This is a genomic window from Planomonospora sp. ID67723 (genome assembly GCF_015711605.1).
Taxonomy (GTDB): Bacteria; Actinomycetota; Actinomycetes; order Streptosporangiales; family Streptosporangiaceae; genus Planomonospora_A.
On record NZ_JABTEZ010000001.1, the window covers coordinates 188,335 to 214,066 of the forward strand.

At 70.6% G+C, this 25,732-nt stretch carries 29 protein-coding genes, 2 tRNA genes and 1 pseudogene; 16 read left to right on the plus strand and 16 right to left on the minus strand.

Annotated features, from left to right (window positions below; genetic code table 11):
- The first annotated feature begins 37 nt into the window (after window positions 1–37).
- The gene (locus HS041_RS00815) at window positions 38–1,336 is read left to right on the plus strand and encodes an AI-2E family transporter (protein WP_196438604.1); all 1,299 of its coding nucleotides are present in this window, start codon (window positions 38–40) and stop codon (window positions 1,334–1,336) included.
- Window positions 1,337–1,786: 450 nt separating this feature from the next.
- Here the strand turns inward: HS041_RS00815 and HS041_RS00820 are convergent, their stop codons facing one another.
- Together HS041_RS00820 and HS041_RS00825 are read right to left on the minus strand one after the other, a co-directional pair.
- Window positions 1,787–2,164, minus strand: a complete 378-nt coding sequence (locus HS041_RS00820) for a nuclear transport factor 2 family protein (protein ID WP_196438605.1) — start codon at window positions 2,162–2,164, stop codon at window positions 1,787–1,789.
- Between the two features lie 96 nt (window positions 2,165–2,260).
- Window positions 2,261–3,316 (minus strand): SMP-30/gluconolactonase/LRE family protein, encoded by a 1,056-nt coding sequence (locus HS041_RS00825; RefSeq protein WP_196438606.1) that lies wholly within the window; start codon window positions 3,314–3,316, stop codon window positions 2,261–2,263.
- A gap of 121 nt (window positions 3,317–3,437) precedes the next feature.
- Here HS041_RS00825 and HS041_RS00830 point away from each other — a divergent pair, with 121 nt between their 5' ends.
- Window positions 3,438–3,917 carry a MarR family winged helix-turn-helix transcriptional regulator gene (locus HS041_RS00830; protein WP_196438607.1) on the plus strand — a complete coding sequence of 160 codons (480 nt, stop codon included), beginning with the start codon at window positions 3,438–3,440 and terminating at the stop codon, window positions 3,915–3,917.
- Between the two features lie 24 nt (window positions 3,918–3,941).
- On the opposite strand, the gene HS041_RS00835 is transcribed toward HS041_RS00830, so the two are convergent.
- Window positions 3,942–4,415 carry a DUF5959 family protein gene (locus HS041_RS00835; RefSeq protein ID WP_196438608.1) on the minus strand — a complete coding sequence of 158 codons (474 nt, stop codon included), beginning with the start codon at window positions 4,413–4,415 and terminating at the stop codon, window positions 3,942–3,944.
- Window positions 4,416–4,631: 216 nt separating this feature from the next.
- Here HS041_RS00835 and HS041_RS00840 point away from each other — a divergent pair, with 216 nt between their 5' ends.
- Both HS041_RS00840 and HS041_RS00845 read left to right on the plus strand, forming a co-directional pair.
- Window positions 4,632–5,375: an AAA family ATPase gene (locus HS041_RS00840; protein WP_196438609.1), complete on the plus strand. Its 744-nt coding sequence runs from the start codon at window positions 4,632–4,634 to the stop codon at window positions 5,373–5,375.
- A 387-nt stretch (window positions 5,376–5,762) separates the two neighbouring features.
- Window positions 5,763–6,071 (plus strand): ribonuclease E inhibitor RraB, encoded by a 309-nt coding sequence (locus HS041_RS00845; protein WP_230878375.1) that lies wholly within the window; start codon window positions 5,763–5,765, stop codon window positions 6,069–6,071.
- Window positions 6,072–6,147: 76 nt separating this feature from the next.
- Here HS041_RS00845 and HS041_RS00850 read toward each other — a convergent pair.
- The 7 genes from HS041_RS00850 to galU all read right to left on the minus strand — a co-directional run bounded on the left by HS041_RS00850 (window position 6,148) and on the right by galU (window position 10,910).
- A tRNA-Ala gene (locus HS041_RS00850) sits at window positions 6,148–6,221 on the minus strand.
- A gap of 65 nt (window positions 6,222–6,286) precedes the next feature.
- On the minus strand, window positions 6,287–6,895 hold the full coding sequence (gene sepX, locus HS041_RS00855) for a divisome protein SepX/GlpR (protein ID WP_196438611.1): 609 nt from the start codon (window positions 6,893–6,895) through the stop codon (window positions 6,287–6,289).
- 124 nt (window positions 6,896–7,019) lie between these two features.
- Window positions 7,020–7,664 carry a GNAT family N-acetyltransferase gene (locus HS041_RS00860; RefSeq protein WP_196438612.1) on the minus strand — a complete coding sequence of 215 codons (645 nt, stop codon included), beginning with the start codon at window positions 7,662–7,664 and terminating at the stop codon, window positions 7,020–7,022.
- A 45-nt stretch (window positions 7,665–7,709) separates the two neighbouring features.
- Window positions 7,710–8,183 carry a MogA/MoaB family molybdenum cofactor biosynthesis protein gene (locus HS041_RS00865; protein WP_196438613.1) on the minus strand — a complete coding sequence of 158 codons (474 nt, stop codon included), beginning with the start codon at window positions 8,181–8,183 and terminating at the stop codon, window positions 7,710–7,712.
- A gap of 99 nt (window positions 8,184–8,282) precedes the next feature.
- The gene (moaC, locus tag HS041_RS00870; RefSeq protein WP_230878575.1) at window positions 8,283–8,711 is read right to left on the minus strand and encodes a cyclic pyranopterin monophosphate synthase MoaC; all 429 of its coding nucleotides are present in this window, start codon (window positions 8,709–8,711) and stop codon (window positions 8,283–8,285) included.
- 97 nt (window positions 8,712–8,808) lie between these two features.
- Window positions 8,809–9,996, minus strand: coding sequence for a molybdotransferase-like divisome protein Glp (gene glp, locus HS041_RS00875; protein WP_196440705.1), 1,188 nt, complete (start codon window positions 9,994–9,996; stop codon window positions 8,809–8,811).
- A 14-nt stretch (window positions 9,997–10,010) separates the two neighbouring features.
- Complete coding sequence (gene galU, locus HS041_RS00880; RefSeq protein ID WP_196438615.1) at window positions 10,011–10,910, minus strand: UTP--glucose-1-phosphate uridylyltransferase GalU; 900 nt, start codon at window positions 10,908–10,910, stop codon at window positions 10,011–10,013.
- A 24-nt stretch (window positions 10,911–10,934) separates the two neighbouring features.
- Here galU and HS041_RS00885 point away from each other — a divergent pair, with 24 nt between their 5' ends.
- The 3 genes from HS041_RS00885 (at window position 10,935) to HS041_RS00895 (ending at window position 13,647) form a co-directional block, all read left to right on the plus strand.
- Complete coding sequence (locus HS041_RS00885) at window positions 10,935–11,510, plus strand: 5-formyltetrahydrofolate cyclo-ligase (RefSeq protein WP_196438616.1); 576 nt, start codon at window positions 10,935–10,937, stop codon at window positions 11,508–11,510.
- A gap of 196 nt (window positions 11,511–11,706) precedes the next feature.
- The gene (locus HS041_RS00890) at window positions 11,707–13,212 is read left to right on the plus strand and encodes a potassium/proton antiporter (RefSeq protein WP_196438617.1); all 1,506 of its coding nucleotides are present in this window, start codon (window positions 11,707–11,709) and stop codon (window positions 13,210–13,212) included.
- 144 nt (window positions 13,213–13,356) lie between these two features.
- Window positions 13,357–13,647: an FmdB family zinc ribbon protein gene (locus HS041_RS00895; RefSeq protein ID WP_196438618.1), complete on the plus strand. Its 291-nt coding sequence runs from the start codon at window positions 13,357–13,359 to the stop codon at window positions 13,645–13,647.
- Window position 13,648: 1 nt separating this feature from the next.
- On the opposite strand, the gene HS041_RS00900 is transcribed toward HS041_RS00895, so the two are convergent.
- The gene (locus HS041_RS00900; RefSeq protein ID WP_196438619.1) at window positions 13,649–15,646 is read right to left on the minus strand and encodes an MFS transporter; all 1,998 of its coding nucleotides are present in this window, start codon (window positions 15,644–15,646) and stop codon (window positions 13,649–13,651) included.
- A gap of 130 nt (window positions 15,647–15,776) precedes the next feature.
- On the opposite strand from HS041_RS00900, the gene HS041_RS00905 reads away from it, so the two are divergent.
- From HS041_RS00905 to mscL, 3 genes are all read left to right on the plus strand, one after another.
- Window positions 15,777–16,586, plus strand: a complete 810-nt coding sequence (locus tag HS041_RS00905) for an S-methyl-5'-thioadenosine phosphorylase (protein WP_196438620.1) — start codon at window positions 15,777–15,779, stop codon at window positions 16,584–16,586.
- 357 nt (window positions 16,587–16,943) lie between these two features.
- Window positions 16,944–17,510 carry an RcpC/CpaB family pilus assembly protein gene (locus HS041_RS00910; protein WP_196438621.1) on the plus strand — a complete coding sequence of 189 codons (567 nt, stop codon included), beginning with the start codon at window positions 16,944–16,946 and terminating at the stop codon, window positions 17,508–17,510.
- An 85-nt stretch (window positions 17,511–17,595) separates the two neighbouring features.
- Window positions 17,596–18,000 carry a large conductance mechanosensitive channel protein MscL gene (gene mscL / locus HS041_RS00915; RefSeq protein WP_307845118.1) on the plus strand — a complete coding sequence of 135 codons (405 nt, stop codon included), beginning with the start codon at window positions 17,596–17,598 and terminating at the stop codon, window positions 17,998–18,000.
- 40 nt (window positions 18,001–18,040) lie between these two features.
- Here mscL and HS041_RS00920 read toward each other — a convergent pair whose 3' ends face one another.
- Window positions 18,041–19,075 (minus strand): M15 family metallopeptidase, encoded by a 1,035-nt coding sequence (locus HS041_RS00920; RefSeq protein WP_196438622.1) that lies wholly within the window; start codon window positions 19,073–19,075, stop codon window positions 18,041–18,043.
- 220 nt (window positions 19,076–19,295) lie between these two features.
- On the opposite strand from HS041_RS00920, the gene HS041_RS00925 reads away from it, so the two are divergent.
- From HS041_RS00925 to HS041_RS37970, 4 genes and pseudogenes are all read left to right on the plus strand, one after another.
- Window positions 19,296–19,892: a hypothetical protein gene (locus HS041_RS00925; protein WP_196438623.1), complete on the plus strand. Its 597-nt coding sequence runs from the start codon at window positions 19,296–19,298 to the stop codon at window positions 19,890–19,892.
- A 276-nt stretch (window positions 19,893–20,168) separates the two neighbouring features.
- Window positions 20,169–20,241 (plus strand) — tRNA-Arg (locus HS041_RS00930).
- 188 nt (window positions 20,242–20,429) lie between these two features.
- Window positions 20,430–21,089: a hypothetical protein gene (locus HS041_RS00935; RefSeq protein ID WP_196438624.1), complete on the plus strand. Its 660-nt coding sequence runs from the start codon at window positions 20,430–20,432 to the stop codon at window positions 21,087–21,089.
- A 142-nt stretch (window positions 21,090–21,231) separates the two neighbouring features.
- Window positions 21,232–21,407, plus strand: a pseudogene (locus tag HS041_RS37970) (IS5/IS1182 family transposase); the annotation flags it as partial.
- Between the two features lie 319 nt (window positions 21,408–21,726).
- On the opposite strand, the gene HS041_RS00940 reads toward HS041_RS37970, so the two are convergent.
- Window positions 21,727–22,113 carry a VOC family protein gene (locus tag HS041_RS00940; protein ID WP_196438625.1) on the minus strand — a complete coding sequence of 129 codons (387 nt, stop codon included), beginning with the start codon at window positions 22,111–22,113 and terminating at the stop codon, window positions 21,727–21,729.
- Window positions 22,114–22,176: 63 nt separating this feature from the next.
- On the opposite strand from HS041_RS00940, the gene HS041_RS00945 reads away from it, so the two are divergent.
- Complete coding sequence (locus tag HS041_RS00945; RefSeq protein ID WP_196438626.1) at window positions 22,177–23,145, plus strand: helix-turn-helix transcriptional regulator; 969 nt, start codon at window positions 22,177–22,179, stop codon at window positions 23,143–23,145.
- Between the two features lie 240 nt (window positions 23,146–23,385).
- On the opposite strand, the gene HS041_RS00950 is transcribed toward HS041_RS00945, so the two are convergent.
- Window positions 23,386–23,715, minus strand: coding sequence for a hypothetical protein (locus HS041_RS00950; RefSeq protein WP_196440909.1), 330 nt, complete (start codon window positions 23,713–23,715; stop codon window positions 23,386–23,388).
- Between the two features lie 365 nt (window positions 23,716–24,080).
- Here HS041_RS00950 and HS041_RS00955 point away from each other — a divergent pair, with 365 nt between their 5' ends.
- The gene (locus tag HS041_RS00955) at window positions 24,081–24,821 is read left to right on the plus strand and encodes a helix-turn-helix domain-containing protein (RefSeq protein ID WP_196438627.1); all 741 of its coding nucleotides are present in this window, start codon (window positions 24,081–24,083) and stop codon (window positions 24,819–24,821) included.
- Window positions 24,822–24,843: 22 nt separating this feature from the next.
- On the opposite strand, the gene HS041_RS39085 is transcribed toward HS041_RS00955, so the two are convergent.
- Both HS041_RS39085 and HS041_RS00960 read right to left on the minus strand, forming a co-directional pair.
- The gene (locus HS041_RS39085) at window positions 24,844–24,972 is read right to left on the minus strand and encodes a hypothetical protein (RefSeq protein ID WP_255529533.1); all 129 of its coding nucleotides are present in this window, start codon (window positions 24,970–24,972) and stop codon (window positions 24,844–24,846) included.
- A 10-nt stretch (window positions 24,973–24,982) separates the two neighbouring features.
- Window positions 24,983–25,639 carry a DUF6000 family protein gene (locus tag HS041_RS00960; RefSeq protein WP_196438628.1) on the minus strand — a complete coding sequence of 219 codons (657 nt, stop codon included), beginning with the start codon at window positions 25,637–25,639 and terminating at the stop codon, window positions 24,983–24,985.
- Between the last annotated feature and the right edge of the window lie 93 nt (window positions 25,640–25,732).

Here is a 25,732-nt window from a genome sequence, read left to right on the forward strand (position 1 = left end):
CCGACTGTTTCCCCCGAGACGAGGGCAGTGAAAGATCGTGCCCGAACCCATCACCCCCGGTGGAGCTCCCGCACCGGAGCCGTCGGAAGCCTCCACGGCCTCCGTTCCGGAGTCCCCCGCCCCCTCCGCTGAACCGGCTCCCGCCCCGATCCCCGGGCCGGCCGCCGGACCGACCCTCACCTCGGCCGGCCCCCTGCCCGCTCCGGGCGAGGCCGAGTCGGTCCCGGCCCCCGCGGCCCCTCTGCCCGGCCCCTCGGGAACCCCCTTCGACATGACCGTCGCCGACGGGCCCTTCGGGCGCCCGGGCCGGTCGCTGCGGGGCAGCCCGTTCGTCTTCGGCTTCACCGCAGCCCTGGGCGTGCTCACCGCCTGGTGGCTGGTGCAGGCCGTCGCGAGCGCGGGCTCGATGATCATCCTGATCGTGGTCTCGCTCTTCCTCGCCGTCGGCCTGAACCCGGCCGTCGAGGCCCTCCAGCGGCGCAACCTGTCACGCCTGCTCGCGATCACGGTGGTCTTCCTCGGCGTCATCGCGCTCTTCGTCGTCTTCGGGCTGGCGGTCGTACCTCCCCTGACCACGCAGTTCACCCAGTTCGTGGACAACGTCCCGCAGTACGTCCAGGAACTGCAGAACAACAGGATCATCCGCGACCTCGACCAGCGCTTCCAGTTGCTGGAGAAGCTCCAGCAGTACGTCACCAGCGGCGACTTCGGCACCCAGATGTTCGGCGGCGTGCTCGGCCTGGGCTCGGTCCTGCTCGGCGCGGTCTTCAACTCGCTGACGGTGCTGGTGCTCACCCTCTACTTCCTCGGCTCGCTCACCTCCATCAAGGAGATGGGCTACCGCCTGGTCCCCCGGTCCCGCAGGACCCGCACCCGGCTGCTCGGCGACGAGATCATCCAGCGGATCGGCGGCTACGTCGCCGGGAACCTGATCGTCTCGCTGATCGCCGGGGTGACGACCTTCACCTTCCTGAGCATCATGCGGGTGCCGTACGCACTGGCCCTCGCCCTGATCGTGGCCCTGACCGACCTGATCCCGATGGTGGGCGCCTTCATCGGCGCGGGCGTGGCCTCGCTCGTCGGGTTCTTCGTCTCCCCCACGGTCGGCATCGTGTGCGTCGTCTTCTTCACCCTCTACCAGCAGGTCGAGAACTACCTGATCGCCCCGAAGGTCATGCTGAGCTCGGTGGACGTCCCACCGCTGGCCACGGTCGTCAGCGCGCTGCTCGGCGGCGCGCTGCTCGGCGTGGTCGGCGCGCTGCTCGGCATCCCGATGGCCGCCGCCGTCCTGCTCATCCTGCGCGAGGTGGTCCTGCCCCGCCAGGAACGCCTCTGACCCGGTGCGGACACGGCGGCTCGCAGGCGCCCCTCGCCGGAGACGGCCCGCGCCACCACGTCCGCGTCCGCGTCCGCGTCCGCGTCCGCGTCCGGAGCCTGCCGGGCCGAGGGCCGAAGCGCACAAGTCAACTGCAAGAAGCCCTCAACGGTGGGGCGCCACGACCTCGCCTTCGTGCTGTTCGAGCGCAACCTCGCCATGCGGGAGCGGATCCTGGGCCCCGGCGACCCCGACACCGAACTCAGCCGGAGCACCTTCGGCGGGTGCTGGGATCCGATCATCCGCTCAGCGTGGCCGTACAGGCCGACCTCGACGAGGTCCGGGCGGCCGGTCACCCATAGCGGAGCCGCCGGGCCGATGACCGCCTCCGGTCGTACCCGCGTGTTCGCCGCCTGCCCCGCCTCGGGAGCGGGGTGCCGGGCGGGGAAGGCGGCGATCCGCGTCGGCCGGTCACATCCGCTGCACGTATTCGGCCCGCCACTCCGGCGACGGATCCGCGTTCAGTTCCGTCCAGTATTCCCGGCCGGTGACGATCTTCCCGTCCCGGACCGTCCAGAACGACGCCACCCGGTGCACGCCCATCTCCTCGTGCGGGACCTCGACCTCGGAGACCACCGTCTCCCCGTCCGCGACGACGCGCAGCACCTTGATCGACCACCCTTCCGGGTACTCCGCGTTGACGCGCACGAAGTTCTCCCGGCCCACGATCCGCTCGCCGCTGGCCGGCCACTCCACGACCAGCTCGTCGGCCAGCAGTTCACCGAGCCCCTGCCAGTCGCGCGCCTGCATGCGGTCCCACAGTTGATGAACAATTCGCGAGGGTTCCATGGCTACGCATCCTGGCAGACCCGGCCGACACCGACGTTTCCGGCCGAGGAGAGGCGGTACGGCCGGCGAGGGCGGACCGTCCGGGCCCGCAGCGGCTCAGACGCCGCGCACGGCGGCGACGGTGAACGGCGTCTGCGGGGTGCCCTCCCCCAGGGGGCCGCCCTTGTCGAACTGCGAGCGGACCACGTAGAGCGTCCCGCGGGCGCGCACCAGCGTCGTCGGGATCTGCAGCGCCTCGTCGGTCACCCGCCGCTCCACCCGGGCCGAGGAGCTGTCCCCGGCGATCCGCCACCGGCTGATGGTGTTGGTGGTGTTGTGGACGACCCAGAGCCTGCCGTTCTGCAGTTCCAGCCCGTCGGCGTGGATCATGTCGCCGCCGTGCAGGGCGACCCGGCGGATCGCGCCCGAGACGAGGTCGAGGCGGTAGAGGTCGCCGCCGGTCATGTCCACGGTCAGCAGGTGGCGTCCGGACGGGTCGGCGACGATCCCGTTCAGGGTGAACGCGTCGGGCGCGTGCGCGTCGAGGACACCGCCCAGGTCGAAACGGGGGGTGAGCTCCACGGACTCGCCGCCCGCCCCGGCCAGCTGGTCGGGGGTGACCTGGTAGACCAGGGCCCGGACGCTGTCCGTCAGGTAGGCGCCGCCGTCCGGGGTGACGGCGAGATCGTTGACGAAGCGCGCGTCCTTCCCGGGCACCTCGAAGCGGGCCAGCAGGCGGCGGCTGCGCGTGTCGTACACGGAGACTCCGGTGGTGGAGTCGGTCACCCAGAGCCGTCCGAACCGGTCCACCTTCAGCCCGTTCGCGGTGTGGCGGCCGTCCGCGCCCGCAGGCAGGAAGATCTGGGCCGTTCGCCGCCCCGGGGTCATCTTGAAGACCGTGCCGTCGGCGAACGACCCGGCGTAGAGGTCGCCGGTACGCGGGTCGACGGCGATGCCCTCGGGGTAGACGCGGTCACCCGGGAGCTCGTACGCCGTGGAGACGCGGGGGCGCGTCCCGAGGCCTGCCGGCACGGACGGGACGGCCGCCGTGACCCCGGTGGCCGTGACCCCGGTGGCCGTGGCGACCGGGGCCGCCTGGGCGGCCGGGGCGCAGAAGAGGGCGGCGGCGAGAGCGGCGGTCGCGAGGGCGACGGAATGGCGGGCTCGAGGCATGGTACTTCTCCGTTCAACCACTCATTGACGATAGAGGTCTATCTATACAATGAAGTCACACTAGCATTAGACCTCTAATATCCGTCAACGTACGAACCTTCTAGGCCGTTAACATGCAGAGATGACCTCGATGCCGCTCCCGGAGCGCCTGGGCTCCCATCTCAAGCGCGCCGAGCAGGCGCTCAGCGCGGCCAAGCACGCCGCACTGAAGCCGGCTCACCTGACGGTGTCGCAATACGCGGCGCTGCTGTACCTGTCGCAGAATCCCGGCATCTCGGCCGCCGCGCTCGCCCGGGCGTGCGCCGTCACCCCGCCGACCATGAACACCGTGCTCAAGAACCTCCAGGAGAACGGCCTGATCGAGCGCACCCCGCACGAATGGCACAAGAACATCCTGGAGACCCGGCTCACCGAGAAGGGCGAGCGGATACTGGCCGACGGGGACGTCCGCGCGGTGCGGGTCGAGCGGGGGCTCGCCGCGGAGTTCAGCGCGGAGGAGCGGGAGACGCTGATCGCCCTGCTGGGCCGCTGCACCGAGTTCCTCCAGACCGCCCGCCCGGACCAGACGGGCGGGGCCGAAACCCGGTCGGATCCTTCCTGAGCCTTCCTGACGCCCGATCCGGAGTCAGCCTCGGTGGTCGCGCCAGACGGACACGCCCGGCGAGGTCTCCTCGACTTCGCTCGGCCAGGTCTGCCGGACCCGCTCGAGGCGGTCACGGTGATCGGAGACCCATCCCTCGGCCAGCCGTACCGGTATGCGGACCCAGGCTCCGGACGCGGGATGGTCCTTCACGGTCACCACCGCCCCGCCCGACTGCCCGCTCGGCTGGATCACGACTTCGGGGGTGCGGCCGCCGTCCATCCAGCAGATCTCCTGCCCGGCGGCCAGCGAATCGAGGGCGCTCACCCAGTCGTCCAGGTCCTCGGGGAGGAGGCAGAGGGCCAGGCTCCCACCGGCGAACCCGCTCGTCACGACGAGTTCGGCATCGAGGTAGTCGTGGCCGGACAGCGCACCGGCCCGGTGCCGGCCGAGGACCTTCACGACGAGACCGTTCTCCTCATCAGCCAGATGGATGAGTTCGAGGACCCCTTCGCCCATCGCGGTCTCCCTTCCACCGCCGCATGTCCGCAGTCCCCGGAAGATCGGAAGAGCCACTCCCGGCCGCCGAGAACGGCTCTTGACCCTAGCGGAGACGAAGGGCTCCGCGCCTCCGGCCCCTCCGGGGCGAACGCGTCAGAGGAGAACCGAGACCGGGGCGTCATGACATTGGAGGAATCACTAAATTCAGCCCACCTTGATCGATAGCCTGAGGAGATGCGCGATCCGGACCTGTTCATGCAGTTGGTGGCCGTCGACGAGGACACGGCTCCACGGGGCGACTTCTATCCCTTCGCCCTGCCGGTGGTCAAGGCCCTGCGACAGCGGGGCGGGATCGTGCTCCGCACCCCCGTGACGTTCCTCGCCGGGGACAACGGCACGGGGAAGTCCACGCTCATTGAGGCCATCGCGGTCGCGGCCGGGCTCAACCCCGAGGGCGGCAGCGGCGACTTCGACTTCGCCACCCGGGCCAGCGAGTCCGATCTCGGCCGGCACCTACGCCTGGCGTGGTCGACCGTACCGGGCAACCGCCCGGCGTTCGCCTTCTTCCTTCGCGCCGAGACCTACTACAACGTGGCCACCGAGATGGAGCGCCATCTCGGCCATCTGACCTACAACGGCCACAGCCCGCACGAGCGCTCCCACGGTCAGAGCTTTCTCGACGTGGTTCTGGGCAGGTTCGAGCCGCGCGGGCTGTACTTGATGGACGAACCGGAGTCCGCGCTGTCGGCAGGCGGGCAGCTCACCCTGCTCGCTCGGATCATGGAGCTGACCGCGCAAGGCTCCCAGTTCATCGTGGCCACGCACTCGCCCATCCTGATGGCCCTGCCCGGCGCTGACATCTACGACGTCACCGACATGCAGCGGATCGGCTACACCGACACCGACAGCTACCAGATCACCAGGGGCTTCCTCGACGCACCCGAACGTTACCTGCGCCACCTGCGCCCCCAGCCGTGACGTCGGGGGCGCGAGCTTCACCGTCGGAGGCCGTGACTCCGGGCCGGTTGCGGTTTCGCCCTGCCCGGCGACTGACTCCTCGCCGGCTCCGGCCCGCGGGCACCCCCGGGAAACCGTACGACTCCGGTGTCCCCCGGAGAACATCTCCCGCCTGGTCGGCCGCGGCAACACCCCGGCGGCGGAAACCGTCTGCCGCAAGCAGCTCCGCTCAGTGCTTCCGGCAGGCGCAGAGGCCATGGACAAGCCCTTCCCGACGGAGGCTAGGATCGCCACGATCCGAACAAAGCACCCAAAGGGTTAAAAATGTGGCCATTTAGAAGAAAAAGGCATGACCAAGTTGATCTGGAGGAGCGGTCACCGCAACTGGGGATCAAGTACAAGGACTTGATGGTGATGCATCGGCTCACCAAGGCAGGAGCCGATCTTGAGCAACCGCGTCATGTGATCTTCTACCTGTACGCCCCCACCCTCGATGCCGCTCAGAGCATCGCCAAAGAGGCCCACGGCGCCGGCTACGGCTTGTACGCCGAGGTCGGGAAGCCCTCTCCGGAGACTCCGGGCAGTTGGCCGGTGACCTGTGAAGCGAACGCGGTGATCTCACCCGGCTTCGTGCGGGAGACGGGTGATCTGTTCGACGACCTGGCCGCTCGCCATCACGGCGAGTACGACGGCTGGGAGGCCGCAGCCACTCCGTGAGCGGTAGTCACTCAAGCGGTTACCCGGCGACGCAGAAGGCCGCTCCCGATCTCTCGGAAGCGGCCTCTGACCTGGGTGGAGATGAGGGGATTCGAACCCCTGACCCCTTCGATGCGAACGAAGTGCGCTACCGGACTGCGCTACATCCCCAAGACGTGCTCTAGGTTAGCAAACATCCAAGGGCGTTCGCGCCATAGGCCCGCCGATCATGTGACTCAGTCTCCGACCGCGCGAGCCGGGGGTTCGGCGTACTGGTCGAAGATCTCGTCGCGGGCCGCGGTGAGATCGATGATCTCGGCCGCCGGGCGCTGCGCCTCCCGCTCGGCGGCGAGGCGGCGGGCGCGCCTGGCACGTTCCGCACGGGCCTGGGCTGCGGCTCTGCGGCGTTCGGCGTCGATCTGGACGGAGGCGCGCAGGACGGCCAGGTAGGAGCCCAGGAGGATCACCGAGGGCGTCACGCCCCACCAGGGGATCACCCGGACGGCCGCGGTCACCACCGAGGCGACCAGCAGCAGCACGCACCAGAAGGTCAGCCGCCTGCGCTTGGCCACGAGAACCGCCCTGCGGCGCATCTCGGCCCGGCGGCGCTCCACCCGGCCGGGCACGAGCTTGACCTGCGGCCCGGTCTCGGGCTCCGAGCCGGTCTCCGGCTCGGCTCCGGAGTCGTCCTCCGGCCCGGCCGCGGCGGGCTGCTCGTCCTGGCCGTAGGGATCCACGATGTTGTGGGGCTCGTCGAAGGCGGCGCGGTCCCGGCGCAGCCACATGGGCACGAGCACGCACAACCACATGACGACGATGGCCAGATACAGGACGACGCTGCTCACGGCCACCTCCGGGCAGCACGAAGACGCCCCGGATCCCTCGGCGCCCTCGATATGCTCACCTCACGCACCGTAAGACCGCGTGTCACTATTTGACGAGCATCCAATGCGGTGTGTCGTGAGATCTTCAAACCTCTTCGTGGGAAGCGCCTCCGCGGGACGCGGCTTCGCGATCACGTCGCCACCGCGCGAGCAGGCCTCGCGGCGCGTCCTCGACCGTGAGCGCGTAGCAGATGTGGTCACGCCATGCGCCGTCGATGTGCAGGTGCCGGCGGCGGACGCCCTCCTCCCGGAAGCCGAGCTTCTCCACCACCCGGCGGCTGGCGTGGTTCTCCGGCCGGATGTTGGCCTCGACCCGGTGCAGGCCGGTGGTGAAGAAGCAGTGGTCGACAGCCATGGCCACCGCGGTCGGGGTGATCCCCCGGCCCGCCAGCGCGCCGTCGACCCAGTAGCCGATCTGCGCGGACCTGGCCGAGCCCCAGACGATGGCGCCCACGGTGAGCTGACCGGCGAAGGCGCCCTCGTAGGTCACCACCCAGGGCAGCGCGAGCCCCTGCCTGGCCTCCCGGCGCAACGAGCTCGCCATCGAGAGGTAGGGGCCCAGGCCGGTCCGGAACAGGGGCGTCTCCGGATTGCTCGGCTCCCAGGGACGGAGCCAGGCGGCGTTCCGCAGCCGCGTCTCACGCCAGACGCGCACGTCTCGCAGACGCAGCGGCCGGAGTCCCACCGGGCCCTCCGTCAGGGTCACCGGCCAGCCACGAAGTCGATCCACGCCCTCATCATCTCCCGAAGACCCGGCGCCGTGCCACGGTGCAGGTCAGCGTGTGTGGTCTCCGCCGCGGATCTGGTCCACGGCGTGCGCCAGGACGGGAGCGAGGACGGCCATGCCGTCGCGGACCCCGCCGGAGGAGCCGGGGAGGTTCACGATCAGGGTGCTCCCCGCCTGGCCCGCCAGGCCCCGGGAGAGGATCGAGGTCGGCACCCTGTCGCGATTGGCCTGGCGGACGGCCTCGGCGATGCCGGGGATCTCCCTGTCGAGCACCCGGCGGGTCATCTCCGGGGTCAGGTCGGCGGGGGTCAGGCCGGTGCCGCCGGTGGTGACGATCACGTCGTAGCCCTCGGCCACTCCGGACCTCAGCGCCTCCTCCACGGGGTCGCCGTCGGGGACCACCCGCGGGCCGTCCACCTCGCACCCGGCCCCGGCGAGCAGTTCGGCCAGCAGCTTTCCCGACCTGTCCTCGTATATCCCGGCGGAGGCCCGGTTGGACGCCGTGATCACCAGAGCTCTCATGGGGCCATCTTCTCAGTCTCCCGGCCGCGGGCATCGAGCCCTGCGGAACTTCCCCGCCCCGGGGCCCGGCGGCCTTGGCCGTGCTCTCCGGCCCCGTCCCTACGGCCGGGTCCAGACTCCGGTCTTGCCGCCGGTCTTCTCCTCGACCCGGACATCCGTGATCACGGCCGCGGGGTCCACCGCCTTCACCATGTCGATCAGCGCGAGCGCGGCGACCGTGACGGCGGTCAGGGCCTCCATCTCGACGCCGGTCCGGTCGGCGGTCTTCACCCGGGCGGCGATCTCCACCCCGTCGTCGGCCACGGTCAGCTCGACCTTCACCCCGTGCAGGGCGATCGGGTGGCAGAGCGGGATCAGGTCGGGGGTGCGCTTGGCCCCCATGATCCCGGCGATCCGCGCGGTGCCGATCGCGTCGCCCTTGGGGATGTCGCCCGACCGGAGCAGGCCCACGGCCTCGGCCGACAGCAGCACCTTGCCGGTGGCGGCGGCCGTACGGACCGAGACGTCCTTGGCCGAGACGTCCACCATGCGGGCCGCGCCCGTCTCGTCTATGTGCGTGAACCCGGTCACACCGCCCCCTCACCCAGCGGCACGGCGCGTGCGCCGTGCCCGTCGAATCGCTCGCTCACAGCGGGATGACCTCCACGGAAGCCCCCTCGGGCAGCTCGGTGACGTCCTCGGGGACGACGATCAGGGCGTTGGCCGAGGCCAGGGCCGCGAGCTGGTGGGAGCCCTGGCGGAGCACCGGGGCCACGGTGCCCTGGGGGCCGAGCACGCCGCGCAGGTATGACCGCTTGCCCGCAGGCGAGCGGAGCGGGGCGCTGGTCACGGCCGGCACCGTCGGGGTGGGTCCCGACGGCAGGCCCCGCATCTTCCGCAGGGCCGGGCGGACGAACAGCATGAACGAGACGAAGGACGAGACGGGGTTGCCCGGCAGGGTGAACACCGGCACCTGGTCCTCGCCCACGACGCCGAACCCCTGGGGCATGCCCGGCTGCATGGCGACGCGCTCGAAACGGACCGTGCCGAGTGGGCCGAGGGCCTCCTTGACCGGCTCGTACGCGCCCATGGAGACGCCGCCGCTGGTGATCACCGCGTCGGCCCTGACGAGCTGGGCGTCGAGCTGGTCGATGAACCGGGCGGCGTCGTCGGCGACGATCCCGGCCCGGTAGCCCTCGCCGCCCGCCTCGCGGACCGCGGCGATCAGGGTGTAGCTGTTGGACTCCCAGATCTGGCCGGGGGCCAGCGGGGTGCCCGGCTCGGCCAGCTCGGCCCCGGTGGAGATCACCACGACCCGGGGGCGGGGCCGTACCAGCACCCGCCGCCGGCCGACGCCGGCCAGGATGCCGAGCTGGGCGGGGCCGATCACGCTCCCCTCCGGCAGCACCGGCTCGCCCGGGCGCACGTCCTCGCCCGCCGTCCGGATCGCGTTCCCCTTCGGCGCGGACCTGCCGATCACGACCCGGGCGGTGCCGCCGTCGGTCCACTCGACCGGGATCACCGTGTCGGCCCCGGCGGGCATCGGCGCGCCGGTCATGATCCGCATGGCCATGCCCGGGCCGAGGGCGTGCAGGCGGCCGTCGCCGGCCGCGATGTCGTCGATCACCGGCAGCGTCACCGGGGCTCCGGCGACGTCCTCGGCCCGTACGGCGTAGCCGTCCATCGCGGAGTTGTCGAACGGCGGCAGCGGGACCGGGGAGGTCACCTCCTCGGCCAGCGTGGTGCCGAGGGCCTGCTCCAGCTCCAGCTCCAGCGGCGCGAGGGTCCGCACGGTGTTCAGGATGTCGGCGAGGTGGTCGTCGACCGACCTCATCGGGATCGTCTGGTTCATCGGGAGGCCAGGAAGTCCTTCAGCCAGGGCATGAACTCCGGTGCCAGGTCGGGGCGGTCCGCGGCGAACTGCACGACCGTGCGCAGGTAGTCGAGCTTGTTGCCGGTGTCGTAGCGGCGGCCGCGGAACAGCACGCCGTGGACCGGCCCGCCCTCCTCGACACCCCGGCCCGCCAGCGTGCGCAGGGCGTCGGTGAGCTGGATCTCGCCGCCGCGGCCCGGCGGGGTGTTCTCCAGCACCTCGAAGACCGCCGGATCGATCACGTACCGGCCGATGATCGCCCAGTTGGACGGCGCCTCCTCGGCGGGGGGCTTCTCCACCAGGTCGGTCACCCGGACCACGTCGTCCTCGGCGGTGGCCTCGATGGCGGCGCAGCCGTACAGGGAGACCTGCTCCCGCGGGACCTCCATCAGCGCGATGACGCTGCCGCCGTGGGTCGCGCGGACCTCGATCATGCGCTTGAGAAGCTCGTCCCGGGGGTCGATCAGGTCGTCGCCGAGCAGGCAGGCGAACGGGTTGCGGCCCACGTGCTGCTTGGCGCAGAGCACCGCGTGGCCGAGACCGCGCGGCTCGCCCTGCCGTACGTAGTGGAGGGTCGCCAGGTCGGCGGGCTCGCGCACCTGGGAGAGGCGCTCGTCGTCGCCCTTGGCCTCCAGCACGTCCTCAAGCTCGATCGCCCGGTCGAAGTGGTCCTCGATCGAGCGCTTGTTCTTGCCCGTCACCATGAGCACGTCGAGCAGCCCGGCGGAGACGGCCTCCTCGACGACATACTGGATCGCGGGCTTGTCGACGATCGGCAGCATCTCCTTGGGCGTCGCCTTGGTCGCCGGCAGGAAGCGGGTGCCCAGACCCGCCGCTGGAACGACGGCTTTCGTCACGGGATCGAAGTCGGCCATACCGAAACCTTAGTGGAGGGACCTGTGGATAAGCGGAAGCTGCGGTCGTTGATCCGGCAGCGGCGCGCCTCTATCCCGGAGGAGGAGAGGTATGCGTCTTCCATCCGGATTCGCGAGACCCTGCTCGACCAGCCGTGGGTGCAGATGGCCGGGCTGGTCGCCTGCTACTGGTCGACCGGGGCGGAACCCGCGACGCACGGGCTGGTCTTCGCACTGTGGAAGCACGGCGCGACCGTGATCCTCCCCGTGCTCCGCGAGGACTTCGACCTCGACTGGGCGGTGTACGACGGCCCCGACACGCTGACCCCCGGCCGTTTCGGGATCATGGAACCGGTGGACGCCCGGCGCGGCGTCGACGCGATCAGGACCGCGGCCCTGGTGATCGCCCCCGCCCTGGCGGTCGGCCGGTCCACCGGGGTACGGCTCGGCATGGGCGGCGGATCCTACGATCGCGCCCTGGCCCGGGTCGGGCCGAACGTGCCGACGGTCGCGCTGCTCCACCAGGGCGAACTGCTCGACGAGGTTCCCGCCGAGCCCCACGACAGGCCGGTTCGCTACGCTGCGTCACCCGGAGGTATCGTCCGGGTGGGAGCAGCCTGATCCGTCCACCGGGCCAGAGCGCTCCCCGGCATCAGGGAGGGGACGAGGCGACTCCTCCACTCCCCGCAAGGGAGCGCTTCCCGCTCCCCGTTCGGAGTGGGCGGCGGACGAGCCCCGCCCGCCCCGAACACTGGAAGACCGGCAAGAAGGCGATTCACCCGTTGGACGAACTCGGCAGCTCTCTCACTAGATCCTGATGGACTGGAACATCTGGCTGCTTCTCGGCGCGGGCATCGTCATGGCCGCCGTCGTCGCGGTGCGCGTCGCCCACTGGAGCGGGTTGCCGAGCCTGCTCATCTTCCTCGGCTTCGGCCTGATCATCGGCGAGTCCGGCTTCGGGCTCCAGTTCGACGACGCCGAGCTCGCCCAGCAGCTCGGCCTCGTCGCGCTGGCGATCATCCTGGCCGAGGGAGGCCTGACCACCACCTGGAGCCACGTCAGGAAGTCCATCCCCACCGCGCTCGTGCTGGCCACCGCGGGCGTCGGGGTGAGCATCGCCGCCGTCGCGCTGCCCGTGCACTTCCTGCTCGGCGCGGACTGGCGCACCGCGCTCCTGCTCGGCGCGATCCTCGCCTCCACCGACGCGGCGGCCGTCTTCTCCGTCCTGCGCCGCCTGCCCCTGCCCCGGAGGCTCTCAGGCACCCTGGAGGCCGAGTCCGGCTTCAACGACGCTCCCGTCGTCATCGCCGTGATGCTGCTGAGCACCAGCGCCTCGCCCAGCCTCTGGACCGCCCTGGCCCAGGTGCTCTTCGAGCTCGCGGTGGGCGCGGGCGTCGGCCTGGCGGTCGGGCCGCTGGGCACCTACGCGCTGCGCCGCGTCGCGCTGCCGGCCTCCGGCCTCTACCCCATCGCAGTGCTCGCGCTCGCCTTCGTCGCCTACGCGGGGGCCGTGCAACTGCACGGCAGCGGATTCCTCGCGGTGTATCTGGCGGCGCTGGTCATGGGCAACTCCAAGATGCCGCACCGCGCCGCCAGCCGGAGTTTCGCCGAGGGCGTCGCCTGGCTGGCCCAGATCGGCCTGTTCGTCATGCTCGGGATGCTGGCCAGCCCTTCGGAGATGCCGTCGGCGCTCGTCCCCGGCCTGGTCACGGGACTGATCCTGGTCGTGGTGGCGCGGCCGCTGTCCATCATGGCCTCGGCCCTCCTCGTACGGCTCACGGGCGTCGACCGGCTGAACTGGCGGGAGCAGGCGTTCCTGTCGTGGGCCGGGCTGCGCGGCGCGGTGCCGATCGTGCTGGCCACCATTCCCTGGGCCGCCACCTCGATCGATGACGCCGTCGCCAGGTTCGTCTTCGACGAGGTCTTCGTCATCGTGGTCGTCTACACCCTGTTGCAGGGGCCCACGCTGCCGTGGGCCGCGCGGGTCCTCGGGGTCTCGGTCCTGGACGAGGCGCGCGACCTGGAGGTGGAGTCGGCGCCGCTGGAGGAGCTCAAGGCCGAGCTCCTCCAGATCAAGGTGCCGCCGACGTCCAAGCTGCACGGCGTGGAGGTCTTCGAGCTCCGGCTGCCCTCCGACGCCCAGGTCACGCTCATCGTCCGGGACGGCAGGACGTTCGTGCCGTCGGACTCCACCAGGATCAGGACCGACGACCAGCTCCTCGTGGTGACGACCGCCGCGTGCAGGGAGGTCGTGGAGCGGCGGATGCGCGCCATCAGCCGCAGGGGCAAGCTCGCCGGATGGTTCGGCGAGCGCGGTGCGTGAGATCCCGGTGACGCGGCGTCCGGTCTCCGATGGCTTCGGACGGAATGTGAAGGCTCCCACTCGCGTTTATGCTTGTCGACGCCTTACCATTAGCAGTCGCGTCAGTCGAGTGCCAATCGGCGCGGCCCGAACGAGGAGGAGAGCGTGCCCACCTACCAGTACGCCTGCACCGCCTGTGACAACCAGTTCGAGATCGTCCAGAAGTTCACGGACGACGCGCTCACCGTGTGCCCGAGCTGCCAGGGCGAGCTGCGAAAGGTGTTCTCGGCGGTCGGCATCGTCTTCAAGGGTTCCGGCTTCTACCGGACCGACAACCGGTCGTCGAGCTCGTCCAGCACGGTGAGTTCCACCACATCGGCGTCCTCGACGTCGACGTCGACCCCGGCGGAGTCCAAGCCCGCCGCGGCCCCGGCCCCCGCCGCCGCGGCCTCCTGAGTCACCCGCCCCCGGGACGGTCGGCCTTCGCGCCGAGCAGTTCCCGGGGGAGCCGGTCCAGCAGCTCGCGCAGTTCCGGATGCTCCCGAGGACTCCAGTCCTCGACCAGCCGGGCCAGGCTGCCGCGGGCTCCGGCGACCAGCCGGTCGGCCGCCCGCTCCCCGTCCGCGGTGAGCTCCAGGCAGGACTCGTCCTCCGTCCGGCGGATCAGGCCGCGCTCCATCAGCTCCCTGGCGTACGGCCGGCCTTCCTCGACCGTCACGCCCGCCCGTTCGGCGAGCTCGGCGCCGGCCTGCCGGCCCTGCGCGCCCAGGCGCGTGATCAGCCAGACCGAGCCGGGCGGCAGGTCGGGCAGGCCCGAGGCGTCGCCGAGCCTGCGGTAGTAGTCCTCGCGCATCCCGGCGTCGGCCAGCCGCCACAGCCCTCTCTCCACCTCGTCGAGCGACGACCGCTCGGTGGGCACCGCCCCGTACCCCTCGCCCAGGTCGGCCGCTTTGGTGGTCTCCCGCAGCGGCACCTCGGGCAGCAGCCAGGCCACGGCGAAGGCGGCCAGCGCCACCGGCGCGCAGAACAGGAACACCCGGGCGGTCGCGTCGGCGTACGCCTCCAGGAAGGCCCGGACGGTCTCCGGCGGCAGCCGCCGGATGACGGTCGGGTCCCCCTGGACGGCGTCGGCGAGACCCGGCGGGAGCCGTACCGTCCGGGACAGGCGCGCCAGGTCGTCGGTGAGCTGCGAGGTGAAGATCGATCCGGCGAGCGCGACGCCGAAGGAGCCGCCGATCGAGCGGAAGAACGTGACGCCCGAGGTGGCCACCCCCAGGTCGTCGAAGTCCACGACGTTCTGCACCACGATCACCAGGACTTGCATGACCAGGCCCAGCCCGATGCCCAGGACGAGCAGATAGGCGCTCAGCTCTGCGGTCGAGATGTCGGCGTGGATGTGCGAGAGCATGTAGAGCCCGAACGCCGCGACCGCGCTGCCGGCGATCGGGAAGGGCTTGTACCGCCCGGTCCGCGAGATGATCTGCCCGCTGACGATCGAGGTGGCGAGCATGCCGGCCATCATGGGCAGCAGGTGGAGCCCCGACAGCGTGGGCGAGATCCCCTGCACGACCTGCAGGAAGAGCGGCATGTACGTGAGCGCCCCGAACAGCGCCAGGCCCACGATGAAACCGATCAGCGACGCCACGTTGAAGGCGCGTATCCGGAACAGGCGCAGCGGCAGCACCGGCTCCGCGGCCCGCCGCTCGGCCAGCCACCAGAGCAGGCCCAGCGCCACCGCTCCGGCCCCCAGCCCGATGATGACGGGGTCGCCCCACGGGTAGACGCCCCCGCCCCACGTGGTCACCAGCACCAGGCAGGCGGCGGCCCCGCCGAGGAAGACGATGCCGAAGTAGTCGATGCTGTGCCTGGTGCGCCGGCCCCCGGCCGGGAGGACGGCCGCGACCACGGCCAGCGCGAGGACGCCGATCGGCAGGTTGACGTAGAAGACCCAGTGCCAGGACAGCTGGTCCACGAACAGTCCGCCGAGCAGCGGCCCGGCGATGCTGGAGACGGCGAACACCGCCCCGAACAGCCCTTGGTACCTCGCCCTCTCCCTGGGCGGCACCACGTCCGCGACGATCGCCTGGGCGAGCACCATGAGCCCGCCGCCGCCGAACCCCTGCAGCGCGCGGAACCCGATGAGCTGCCCCATGTCCTGGGACAGGCCGCACAGCGCCGAGCCCGCCAGGAAGATGACGATCGCGCTCTCGAACAGCCTCTTGCGGCCGTACTGGTCGCCGAGCTTTCCCCAGAGGGGGGTCGAGACCGTCGAGGCGAGCATGTAGGAGGTGACCACCCAGGACAGGTGGTCCAGCCCTCCCAGATCACCCACGATCGTCGGCAGCGCGGTGGAGACGATCGTCTGGTCCAGCGCCGCGAGAAGCATGCTGAGCATGAGGGCTCCGAGGATGAGACCCAGACTCCTCGTATCCCGCTGGGACTCCTGAACGCTCATCCCGCCCCCCGATCGACAGCACGGCGTTCCATACCCAGAGCGACCGAACAGTCACATTGCGGACACGCTTATCCACAGGTTCGCGCTCCGCCCTCGATGAGGGGCGGCGCATGGCGCTAATGTCTGCGCCATGGTCACTCGCGCGGACGTCGGAGTCATCGGCGGCTCAGGTTTCTACTCCCTGCTCGACGACGCCACGGAGATCGAGGTCTCCACACCGTACGGCCCGCCCAGCGACGTCGTCACCGTCGGCCACGTCGGCTCCCGGCCGGTGGCCTTCATCCCCCGCCACGGCCGCGATCACCGCTTCCCGCCCCACCGCATCCCCTACCGCGCCAACCTGTGGGCCCTGCGCTCCCTCGGCGTCCGCCAGGTCCTCGCCCCCAGCGCCGTGGGCTCGCTCCGCCCCGAGCTCGGCCCGGGGGCCCTGGTCGTCCCCGACCAGCTCGTCGACCGCACCTCCGGGCGCGTGCAGACCTACTACGACGCCGGCGGCGTGGTCCACGTCTCCTTCGCCGACCCCTACTGCCCCACCGGCCGTGCCGCCGCCGTGGCGACCGGCCGCGGTGTCGGCTGGGAGGTGGCCGACGGCGGCACCCTGGTGGTCATCGAGGGCCCCCGGTTCTCCACCCGGGCCGAGTCCCGCTGGTTCACCGCGAACGGCTGGACGATCGTCGGCATGACCGGCTTCCCCGAGTCCGTCCTCGCCCGCGAGCTCGCCATGTGCTACACGTCACTGTCCCTGGTCACCGACCACGACGCCGGAGTCGAGGCGGGAGAGGGGGTCACCCACGAGGAGGTGCTGGCCTTCTTCGCCGCCAACGTCACCCGGATGCGTTCACTGGTCACCGACCTCATCACCGCCCTCCCGCGGGACCGCACGTGTCCCTGCGGCGAGGCCCTCGACGGGCTGAAGCTCCCCTTCGAGCTCCCCCAGTAATCCCCCGCGACCCCGGCCCCTCTCTCCCGGAGGGCCATGGGGTTCCGGGAGACCGGCCTCCGCCCGCCGCGGAGGCCGGGCGCCGAAGCCCCGGGCTCACGCCCGCCGTCTGTCCCCCGTCCGTCCCCGGGCTCCGCGCCGCCCGGCTGCTCTGCCATGGAGTCAGCCATGCGCGCTTTCCGTCTCTCTCCGGACCCTGTGTCTCCGGACCCGGACCCGCCGGGCCGGAGTCCACTGGGCCGTGGTTCAGCGGGCCGTGGTTCACTGGGCCGGGACCTTTCCCGTCCCGGAGCGGCGCCCTCCGGGCTCGCCCGTCCCTGGTTCCTCCGTCCCGGGTTCCTCCGCCGGCGCCGCCGGATGCTCGCCGCCGTCCTCGCCTCCCTGGCCACGGCGTGCGCCGTGATCGGGTCGCGGCCGGACGGCGGCGCGTCCGTGACCGTGCTCGCGGCGGCCCGCGATCTCCCCGGGGGTGTCCTGGCCGCCGCCGACGTCAGACCCGTGGCCCTGCGGCCCGGCACGGCTCCCGACGGCGCGCTGGGACCCGGCACGCCTGTCGCCGGACGGGTCCTGACCGGCCCCGTGCGCAGAGGCGAGCCCCTCACCGACGTCCGCCTGCTCGGTCCGGGCCTGCTGGCCGCGCACCGCCCCGGGACCGTCGCCGCCCCGGTCCGCGTGGCCGACCCCGAGAGCGCCCGCCTGCTGTCCCCCGGCGACGTCGTGAACGTCCTGGCCGCGCAGGACGGCTGGGACGGCTCCGCCCCGGCCAGGACCGTGGCCGAGGGGGTCCCGGTCCTCGCCCTGCCCGCGGGCGAGTCCGGCGGAGGAGCGCTGATCGTGCTGGCCACCACCCCGGAGCAGGCGGCCGACCTGGCCTCCGCCCAGGCCGGAGGCAAGCTGTCGATCACCATCTCCACGCCCAGGTGATGACCCGGTCGGATCCGGGTAATGAGAGCCTCGCCGTACGGGCGGGAAGACGTGCGGGACCGGAACCCCCGAGTAAGGAGCGAGCATGCTGAGCGGATTCAAGAAGTTCCTGTTGCGAGGAAACGTCCTGGAGCTGGCCGTCGCCGTGGTGATCGGCACCGCCTTCAACGCCATCGTGCAGTCCCTCGTCAAGGACGTCTTCACCCCCCTGATCGCGGCGATCGGCGGCCAGCCGCACTTCGAGGATCTGGTGGTGCACGTGGGCTCCAGCGAGATCAAGTACGGCGTCTTCCTCAACGCGCTGATCTCGTTCCTGATCGTGGCGGCGGTCGTCTACTTCTTCGTCATCACCCCCTACGAGAAGCTGACCGCCCGGTTCTCCACCCCGGAGGAGACCACGCTGCGCGAGTGCCCGGAGTGCCTCTCCGAGGTCCCCAAGGCCGCGGTCCGCTGCTCGCACTGCACCGCCCAGATCTCGCCGATGACCTGACCGGGCGCGGCGGGGCGCCGGCCGGATCGGGAGCGAACGGCTAGAGCAGTGAGCCGAGCTTCGGGTCGTACTCCCAGTGCCAGGGCTCGAAGGGGCTGATGTAGGCCCACTTCGGGTGGATCCACCCGAACTTCTTGCCGTTGGCCTCCACCCAGTTGAACTCCACCGAGCGGAAGTTCTGCACGCCTCCGCACAGGTCCACCGCCAGCCCGAGCCCGTGGTTGCTGCGACCGGGGATGGCGGCCAGCCCCGGACGGCGGTAGTAGACCGACTGCTGCTCGGCCAGGCTCCGGTAGCTGTCCGTCACGCAGATGGGCTTGCCGAACCGCTTCCGGTAGGCCTCGTTCATGCTGATGAACGCGATCGCCGCGTCGGCCCGGAGCTCCTGGCCGCGCTGCTGGAGCGGGCACAGATAGAGCTTCGGGATCAGGCCGTTGGGCAGGTCACCGATCGAGGCCGCCTTGGTCGGGTTGCAGCCGCCCGCCGCCTGGCCGGTCTTGTCGACCTTCACGCCCAGCTTCACCAGCGCCCGGGTCAGCGACTTCACGATCTTGTCGGAGCGCGCCTGGAGCGTCTGGATCTCGGCGCCCATCTGCGCCTCGGAGAGCAGGTTGCCCGCCCGGAGTTCCTGCGCCTCGGCGGCGAGCCGTTCCCGCTCGGCGTGCAGGCGGCTGCTCTCCTCCAGGACCCGCTCCCGCTCCGCCACGATCTGGGTCGCGTCGGTCATGGCCCGCAGCATGGAGACGTCGGAGCCCCCGGACAGGAAACTCGCCGCGTCACCGCCGATCGGCTGCTGGTAGAGCAGGCCGACGAGGTCCGAAAGCGGCTGCCGTACCTGCGCGAAGGACCTCTCCGCGGCCTGCAGCTCCCGCAGCTTGGCGGTGAGCACCTTCTCGGACGCCTGGATCTCGGCCCGCCGCTGCTCCAGTGCCTTGGTCGCGACCTCGAGGTCCTTCGCCGCCTTCTCCGCCTCCCGGCGGAGCTCCACGAGGTTCACCGGATCCCGGGTGAGGACGGTCTGGACCTCCACCGGTGCCCGCTCCGCTGCGGCGGCTCCCGGCGATAGGGAAGTCATCGTCGCGACGACGGCGATCAGACCCGCTGATCGACGAGGTAGCACGTTCGACCCCTCCGTTTGCGAACTCGTGACCTGGGTCAGCCACGCACGCTACTACAGCTCAACGGGTGCATGAGCCACACTCCGCCCAGCCGCTATGCGCCGAACGCCCCATTACGCCAACTTTTCCGGCAAACCTTCCGGCAGCGCTTTTCACACTTCCTTACGGGAGTTCTCCATGCAGACCTCCCACAACCAGGTGTCCCGCCACTCCGCCGAGCATTCGGCTTCCGCGTCCGCCCCCGGGGCCGTCTCCACCTGCGTTCCCGCCCCCGCCTTCGCGCCGTCCGGCCCGGTCCGGGCGCCGTCCGATCCGGCCCCCGCCCTCGTCCCCGGCTTCGCCCCCGTACGGGCCTCCGCCGAGTTCTCGAACGGCCTCTCCCCCTGCCGCTCACCCCACCACGAGGGCTGCCCCGGCCCGTTCTCCGCAGCGCTCGAGGATCCGGTGTCCCGCCGCACCGACCGCGCCCAGGGCGCCTGGGACCCTTGGGACCCTTGGGAGCCTTGGGACGAGGACGGCGTCCCAAGGCTCCCGTCGGGCACCGCATCCGCCGAGCCCGGGGAAGAACCGCCCGTCCCGGCGGAGGGCACCCAGCCGCCGTACCACTGGTCAGGCGAGAGAGGCGGAGGCGGCGGCACCAGCCTCGGCTCCGTGAACTCCGCCCGGGCGGGCACGATCGTGACCGACATCGCAGCGGCGATTCCCTCCCAGGTCCTCGCGCTCTCCTCGCGGGGCTTCTCGCTCGCGACGATCCCGGTCGGTGCCATGTCGTAGCCGGCGAGCTCCGCCACGAAGAGGCCGCCCGCCAGAAGCGCGGGAGCGCACATGGCCACGCCCAGCACCACCGGCCGCAGCACCCGCCGCCCCCGGACCCGCCCCTGCCGTCCTCTGATCACAAACCGTGACGCTAGTCACCTCGACACTCCGGACACCCACCTGCTTACCACCCCTTTGCCGCAGTTCAGGGAAGCGATGACCTGTTCCTCTGCTTGGAAGCCCTCCCGACCGCGCACACACGCCCCATTTTCGCTACTCTTACATGCAGTCCCTGCCTCCGTAGCTCAGGGGATAGAGCACCGCTCTCCTAAAGCGGGTGTCGCATGTTCGAATCATGCCGGGGGCACTCTCTTGACCAGCCGTTAGGCCCCCGACCAGGGGCTCAGCGCGGCCTCTTCTGACGATCACGTGCAGCCGGATGCCGTCGCGTGCAGCCGTAGGGCAGTGAATCGCGAGCCATGCGCGAACCAGACCCGCCAGCGCTTGCCCAGGTCATCCTGAGAATACGAAAAGCCCCGGGGCGACCCGGGCCCCATGGCGCGCAAGATTGTTGATCAGGGAACGCCGTGTAATCGCCCACCGGAAGCTGATGCGGTCTGGGAACATGCCAGGATGCCCCCCGTTGAAGCTCTAGCGATCAAGGTCGCCGCCTCATCGCTTGGACCGCTCCTAAAGGTGGCCAGCGACGCCGGAGTGAAGAAGTCAGTGAAGCGGCAACGGAAGATCGAGACAGGTGATCGGCTGCTGGTGGCGGCGATCGGCTTGTGTGGCTACGTGGCGGCACACCATGCGGCGTGGGAGTCACCGCGGTCCAGGTGGTTGACAATAGCGTCGTTCACCGCCCATACCTTGCAGGGCCGAGCATGGACGGGCGAGTGGTGTGCAGGCCTCGGGAACGCCTCCCAGCAAGTCATCGCTCGGGACGCCGCCGGCTCTAAAGAGCTGCTGCAGGTCGTCTTGGACAAGGGTGAACGGATCGCCGCGCTCTTCCTGGAGCTGAGCATGTGCGGCGACGAGCAACTCGTCGCAGCCGGCTATCAGGTGGCGACCGCGGCATTGGATTTCCGCGGAGGGCGAGACGGTCAGCAGCGGATGGAAGCTGCGGTGGAGGTGTTCGGGATGCAGCGGGAGTGGCTCGCCCGGTCGTGGTGGCAGCGGTTGATGTGGTGGCGGCGGCCGAAGGCCGCAAGGTGAACTGAGCAGGCGCTCGACTTTGAACTCACGGGTGAACGAGCGGCGAGGACGCGGTTTCTCCTTCCCCATGTGCTCCATCATGGACATCCTTCCGGGGACGAGCCCCTGATCTCGGGTGTCCGTCACACCGGATCAAGCCCAGCACATCGAGCGAACCCGTGGCTGGCAGAACGCCTTCCGCCGCCTCACGGGCTGCTTTGAACGCCGTGCGTCGTCGATGCCTGCTTCGGCCTCGCCGACACCGTCATCACCATCCGCGGCCTGATCCGCCGGGCGTGGATCACCCACCGTTGGCACACCCGACCCCGCCGCCCCTGAAAGGCAACGCCGGCACACCCCGGGAACCGGCCTCCACTCGGCGGACACCCCGAGGCGTACCTGCGGCGCGGGTATCCGGTCACCAGCGGACCGGCACCACCGTCTCCCGGCCGAACCCCACCGCCAGCCTGCCGGTCCGGAGTGACGGCCACCGCGCCGAGCGGCAACGGGAATACGCGGCCCGCTCGGCGCCGTCCTGGCTGATCAGACAGATCTCACAGCTCGGAAAGTCCTACGGCCCGTCACAACCCCATGGGGACAACGGTGGGTTCGCCGTCCTGCGGGGTGCGTGATCGTGGCTCTCGTCGGCCGATGACGCTCAGCTCTGCGTGGAGATGCAGAAGGGGTGGCCGGCGGGGTCCAGCAGGACCCTCCGCTCCTCGGGATGCGGTTGGGCCGGGGGCTCCACAGCGCCCAGGGCCAGCATCCGTGCCTGGGCTGCCTCCAGGTCGTCGACGCCCAGTTCCATGTGTGCCTGCTTCCCCTGCGAAGGGTCCGGCCAGGTCGGACGCCGGTAGTCGGCGACCCGGATGAAACCCAGTCCCGGTGAACCCTCCCGGCCGAGCAGGACGAAGTCGTCGCTGGAGTAGACGACGGGCAGGCCGAGAGCCTCGCCGTAGAAACGGGACAGCTCGACGGGGTCCGGGCAGTCGAAGTCGATGGACAGCAAACGGATCGCCGGTGCGGTTGTGGTTCCAGTACTCATGGGAGGGACACTAGGACGAGACCAGGACAGATCCGGTCCTGGTCATGAGGAACACTACGGAATGTGATCAGCACTTCCGCCCGCCTGCTGCGACTGGTCTCGCTGCTGTCCACACGGCCGGCCTGGACCTGCCACGAGCTGGCCGAGCGGATGGCGGTCACCGGTCGCACGGTGCGGCGGGACGTCGCCCGGCTGCGGGAACTCGGCTACTGCATCGAGTCCGACCCCGGGCCCTGGGGCGGTTACCGCCTCGGTGGCGGTAACCGGGTGCCGCCGCTGATCCTCGACGACGAGGAGGCACTCGCCGTGGCCGTCGCACTGCGCGAGGCCGCGCTCAGCGGCGTCCTCGGCAGCGACCAGGCGGCAGTATCGGCGCTGCTGAAACTGCGGCAGGTCCTGCCGCCTCGGATCGCGAACCGGCTGGGTGAGATGGACGCCACCTTCGTACACACTCCCAGGCCCGAGGGGCGTCAGATCTCCCCCGGCGTGCTGCTGGAACTGGCCGCCGCCTGTCGCCGTGGTGAGCGCGCCCGTCTGTCGTACCGCGACCATGCAGGCAAGGCCAGTGTCCGGGACGTCGACCCCTACCGCCTGGTACACACGGGCCTCCGCTGGTACTTCGTCGCCCGGGACGTGGCCCGGGACCAGTGGCGGACGTTCCGGGCCGACCGGGTGGTGCAAGTACAGCCGACCGGGCAGCCGGTCGAACTCGTCGACCCGCCCGACCCGGCTCTCCTCGTCTCCCGAGGCATCGCGGGCGTCGTGTACCCCCTCTACGGGAGAGTCCGGCTCCCGCACCCCATGGACCAGGCCCTGCGGCTGGTTCCACCGACGATCGGCACCCATCACCCGGACGGGCCCGATGCCACCATCGTCGAAATCGGCGCCAACGACGCCGAGCAGCTCGCCCAGTACCTCCTCGGCCTGGGTACCCCACTACGGGTCCTCTCCCCGGACGACGTCCGGGAGGCTCTGCTGCGCCGTACCCGGGAACTGTTCGAGGACAACGGGGGCGGCCGGTCCTCGCAGTAGGCGTCGCGCCGAAACATGAGGTCTGCGCCTCAGCTGATGTCACCGCACTCGCCAGAGACGAACCGGCCGAACTGCGGGACCTTCACCCGTTCGTCGAACACGATCCGGTCGCTGACCCGCCGACAGCGGCACCCCGGAGGGCGGCCCAGGTCGTACGGCCGCGCGGCTTTCGGCCACGTATGACGCTTCGCCGGGCGCGGTGAAGATGACCCGTCCGGATCCTGCGCAACGAGGGCTTGGTCATCGGCCAGCAGGGCAAGGGGTGTTCGTCCGGGAGGACGCTTCGCCGGCCCCGCCGGCTTCGGACGAGCTCGCCGAGATCCGCATCACTGTGCGAGTTGCCGGGACGACTCGCGAAGGCCGCGCAGACGCCGGCCGACCGTAGGTGATGCTCTCGCCCCGGACGTGGCAGCCGGTGACCCGGCGCGCCAGGCCCGCCGCGCGACTCGGCGGCGTCGCGGCCAGACGCATCCGCCGGTCCTCCTGGTGCATGCCGACCAGGACGAGCACGTAGCCGGCGAACACGGCCGCCCCGAGCACGAGGCCGATGACCAGGGGGATCGCGCTCATGACCACCTCACCCGCGACCCGGTGCGGTCACCGGGACGACCGATCGGACGCCGGATCTCACCGCTTCGGGTGTTCGTCCGCCGCCTGGCGAGCCGGCGGCGCGTCCGACGGTCCCGGGCGCGGCACTTGCGGCACAGGCTCTGCCCCTCTTCCGGGGCCGCGCCGCACTCACAGGTCGGGGTCTCGTCGATCGGGCTGAGGCTGGTGGTCATTGGCGTCGCTCCTCTCGGTCGGTTGCCGGGTACGGCGTGCGATACCGAGAGTGCGCCGATCGAGGGGGACGAGATCACTACAGGACGGGACATGTCCAGGACGTCCGGTCTACGATTGCCGCGTCCCTGGACGTCCCCCTCTGGGCAGGTGGAATGGCGAACGAGCGGCTGCGCGCGGCCCTTCTGATGCGCCGGGTGTCTCCGGCCGAGCTGGCCGAGGCGATTGCGGTCGACCCGAAAACCGTGGAGCGGTGGATCACTCAGAGCCGCCAGCCGTACCGGAAGCACCGTTACGCAGTGGCGTCGTTCCTGAAAATGGACGAGGCGTACCTGTGGCCGGAGGCGCTGACCCCGCAGCAGGTCGCTGCCGCGTCCGAGAGCGAGATCGTCACCGTCTACCCCCACCGCTGGGCCGTGCCCCGGGACGCCTGGGGACGGCTGTTCACGGAGGCCCGGCAAGAGATCGGCGTGCTGGTCTACAGCGGCATCTTCATCGCCCAGGACACCGGCATCATGCGCACCTTCGCAGAGAAGGCCGAAGCGGGTGTGAGGGTGCGCATCCTGCTCGGTGACCCGGATGCGCTCGAAGTCGCTCCGCGTGGGGCCGACGAAGGCGTCGGCGACGGCATGACCGCGCAGACCAGAATGGCCCTGATGCTGTATCAGCCGCTACGGCAGGCCGAGGGCGTCGAGATCCGGCTGCATCACACGATCCTCTACAACTCCATCTACCGCGGAGACGACCAGCTTCTCGTCAACAGCCACATCTACGGCAAGTTCGCCGCCGACGCCCCGGTGATGCACCTGCGCAAGGTGGCGGGCGGGGACATGGTCTCGACCTATCTGGAGAGTTTCGAAGCCGTCTGGGCCGGCGCCAAGCCCCTGGAGTCTTGATCACGGTCCGCCGCATCGACTTCTACGACGCCCCCACCGCGCTCAGCAGCCGGGTCCCCTCGGTGAACGTCGTGGTCACCGACGAGGTCGGCGAGATCCTGACGATCCGCCGCAGCGGCAACGGCCGCTGCCCGGCCGGGCAGCGCCGCACATCGGCTGAATCAACGCCGGTCGAGGACGAGCCGTCTCTTCGGAAGCCAGTGAACGAGGTTGCCGCTCATGCAGTTTTCGGCGAACTCGCACATCAGCTCCACGTGCCCCTTCTGTTCCGTGGGGTCCAAGCCCGCCATGGCCGAGTTGTCCCAGAGGCCGCCGGGTGTGAGGAAGCGAGCCGCGTGTTCGGTCGCGTGCAGCTCGTCCAGGTACAGGAGAGTCCCCATCGCGTCGTCCTGGTTGTAGTGGCAGGACCTCTCCGGGAGCCACCGGTCCAGGTACGCCGTGAGAATCTCCGCGTCACGCTCTTCGCCGAAGCGGGCCAGCGCGAAGCAGTACCCCTCCCCGGCGTAGACGAGTTCGCTCTCCAAGAGGAGTGTGCCGAGCTGTTCGCGGAACTGTGTTCGCCGATCCAGGCCGATCAGCCACGCCGCCGTCATCCGTGCCCGCCACTCGCTGTCCAGCAGGACCCGCAGCTCATCGTCTGTGATCTTTCGCGCGTCCTTGGCCAGTGACCAGGCGAACCAGAGGAAGACCGGCTCAGGCAGCCTCAGGAAGTTTCCGTGCAGCAGCTTGAGGTAGCGGCGGATCTTGCCCATGTCGGGGAATACGTAGCGCTTGGCCAGCGCCATCATCTGATAGTCCGGAGGAGTCGGCAGGCGCACCGGACCATCATGCCCGAGCGATCGATGCCGCCTCTACGGCACGGACCGCGGCCAGGATGCAGGGCGTTGACGCCGTGATCGATCGTGAGACGA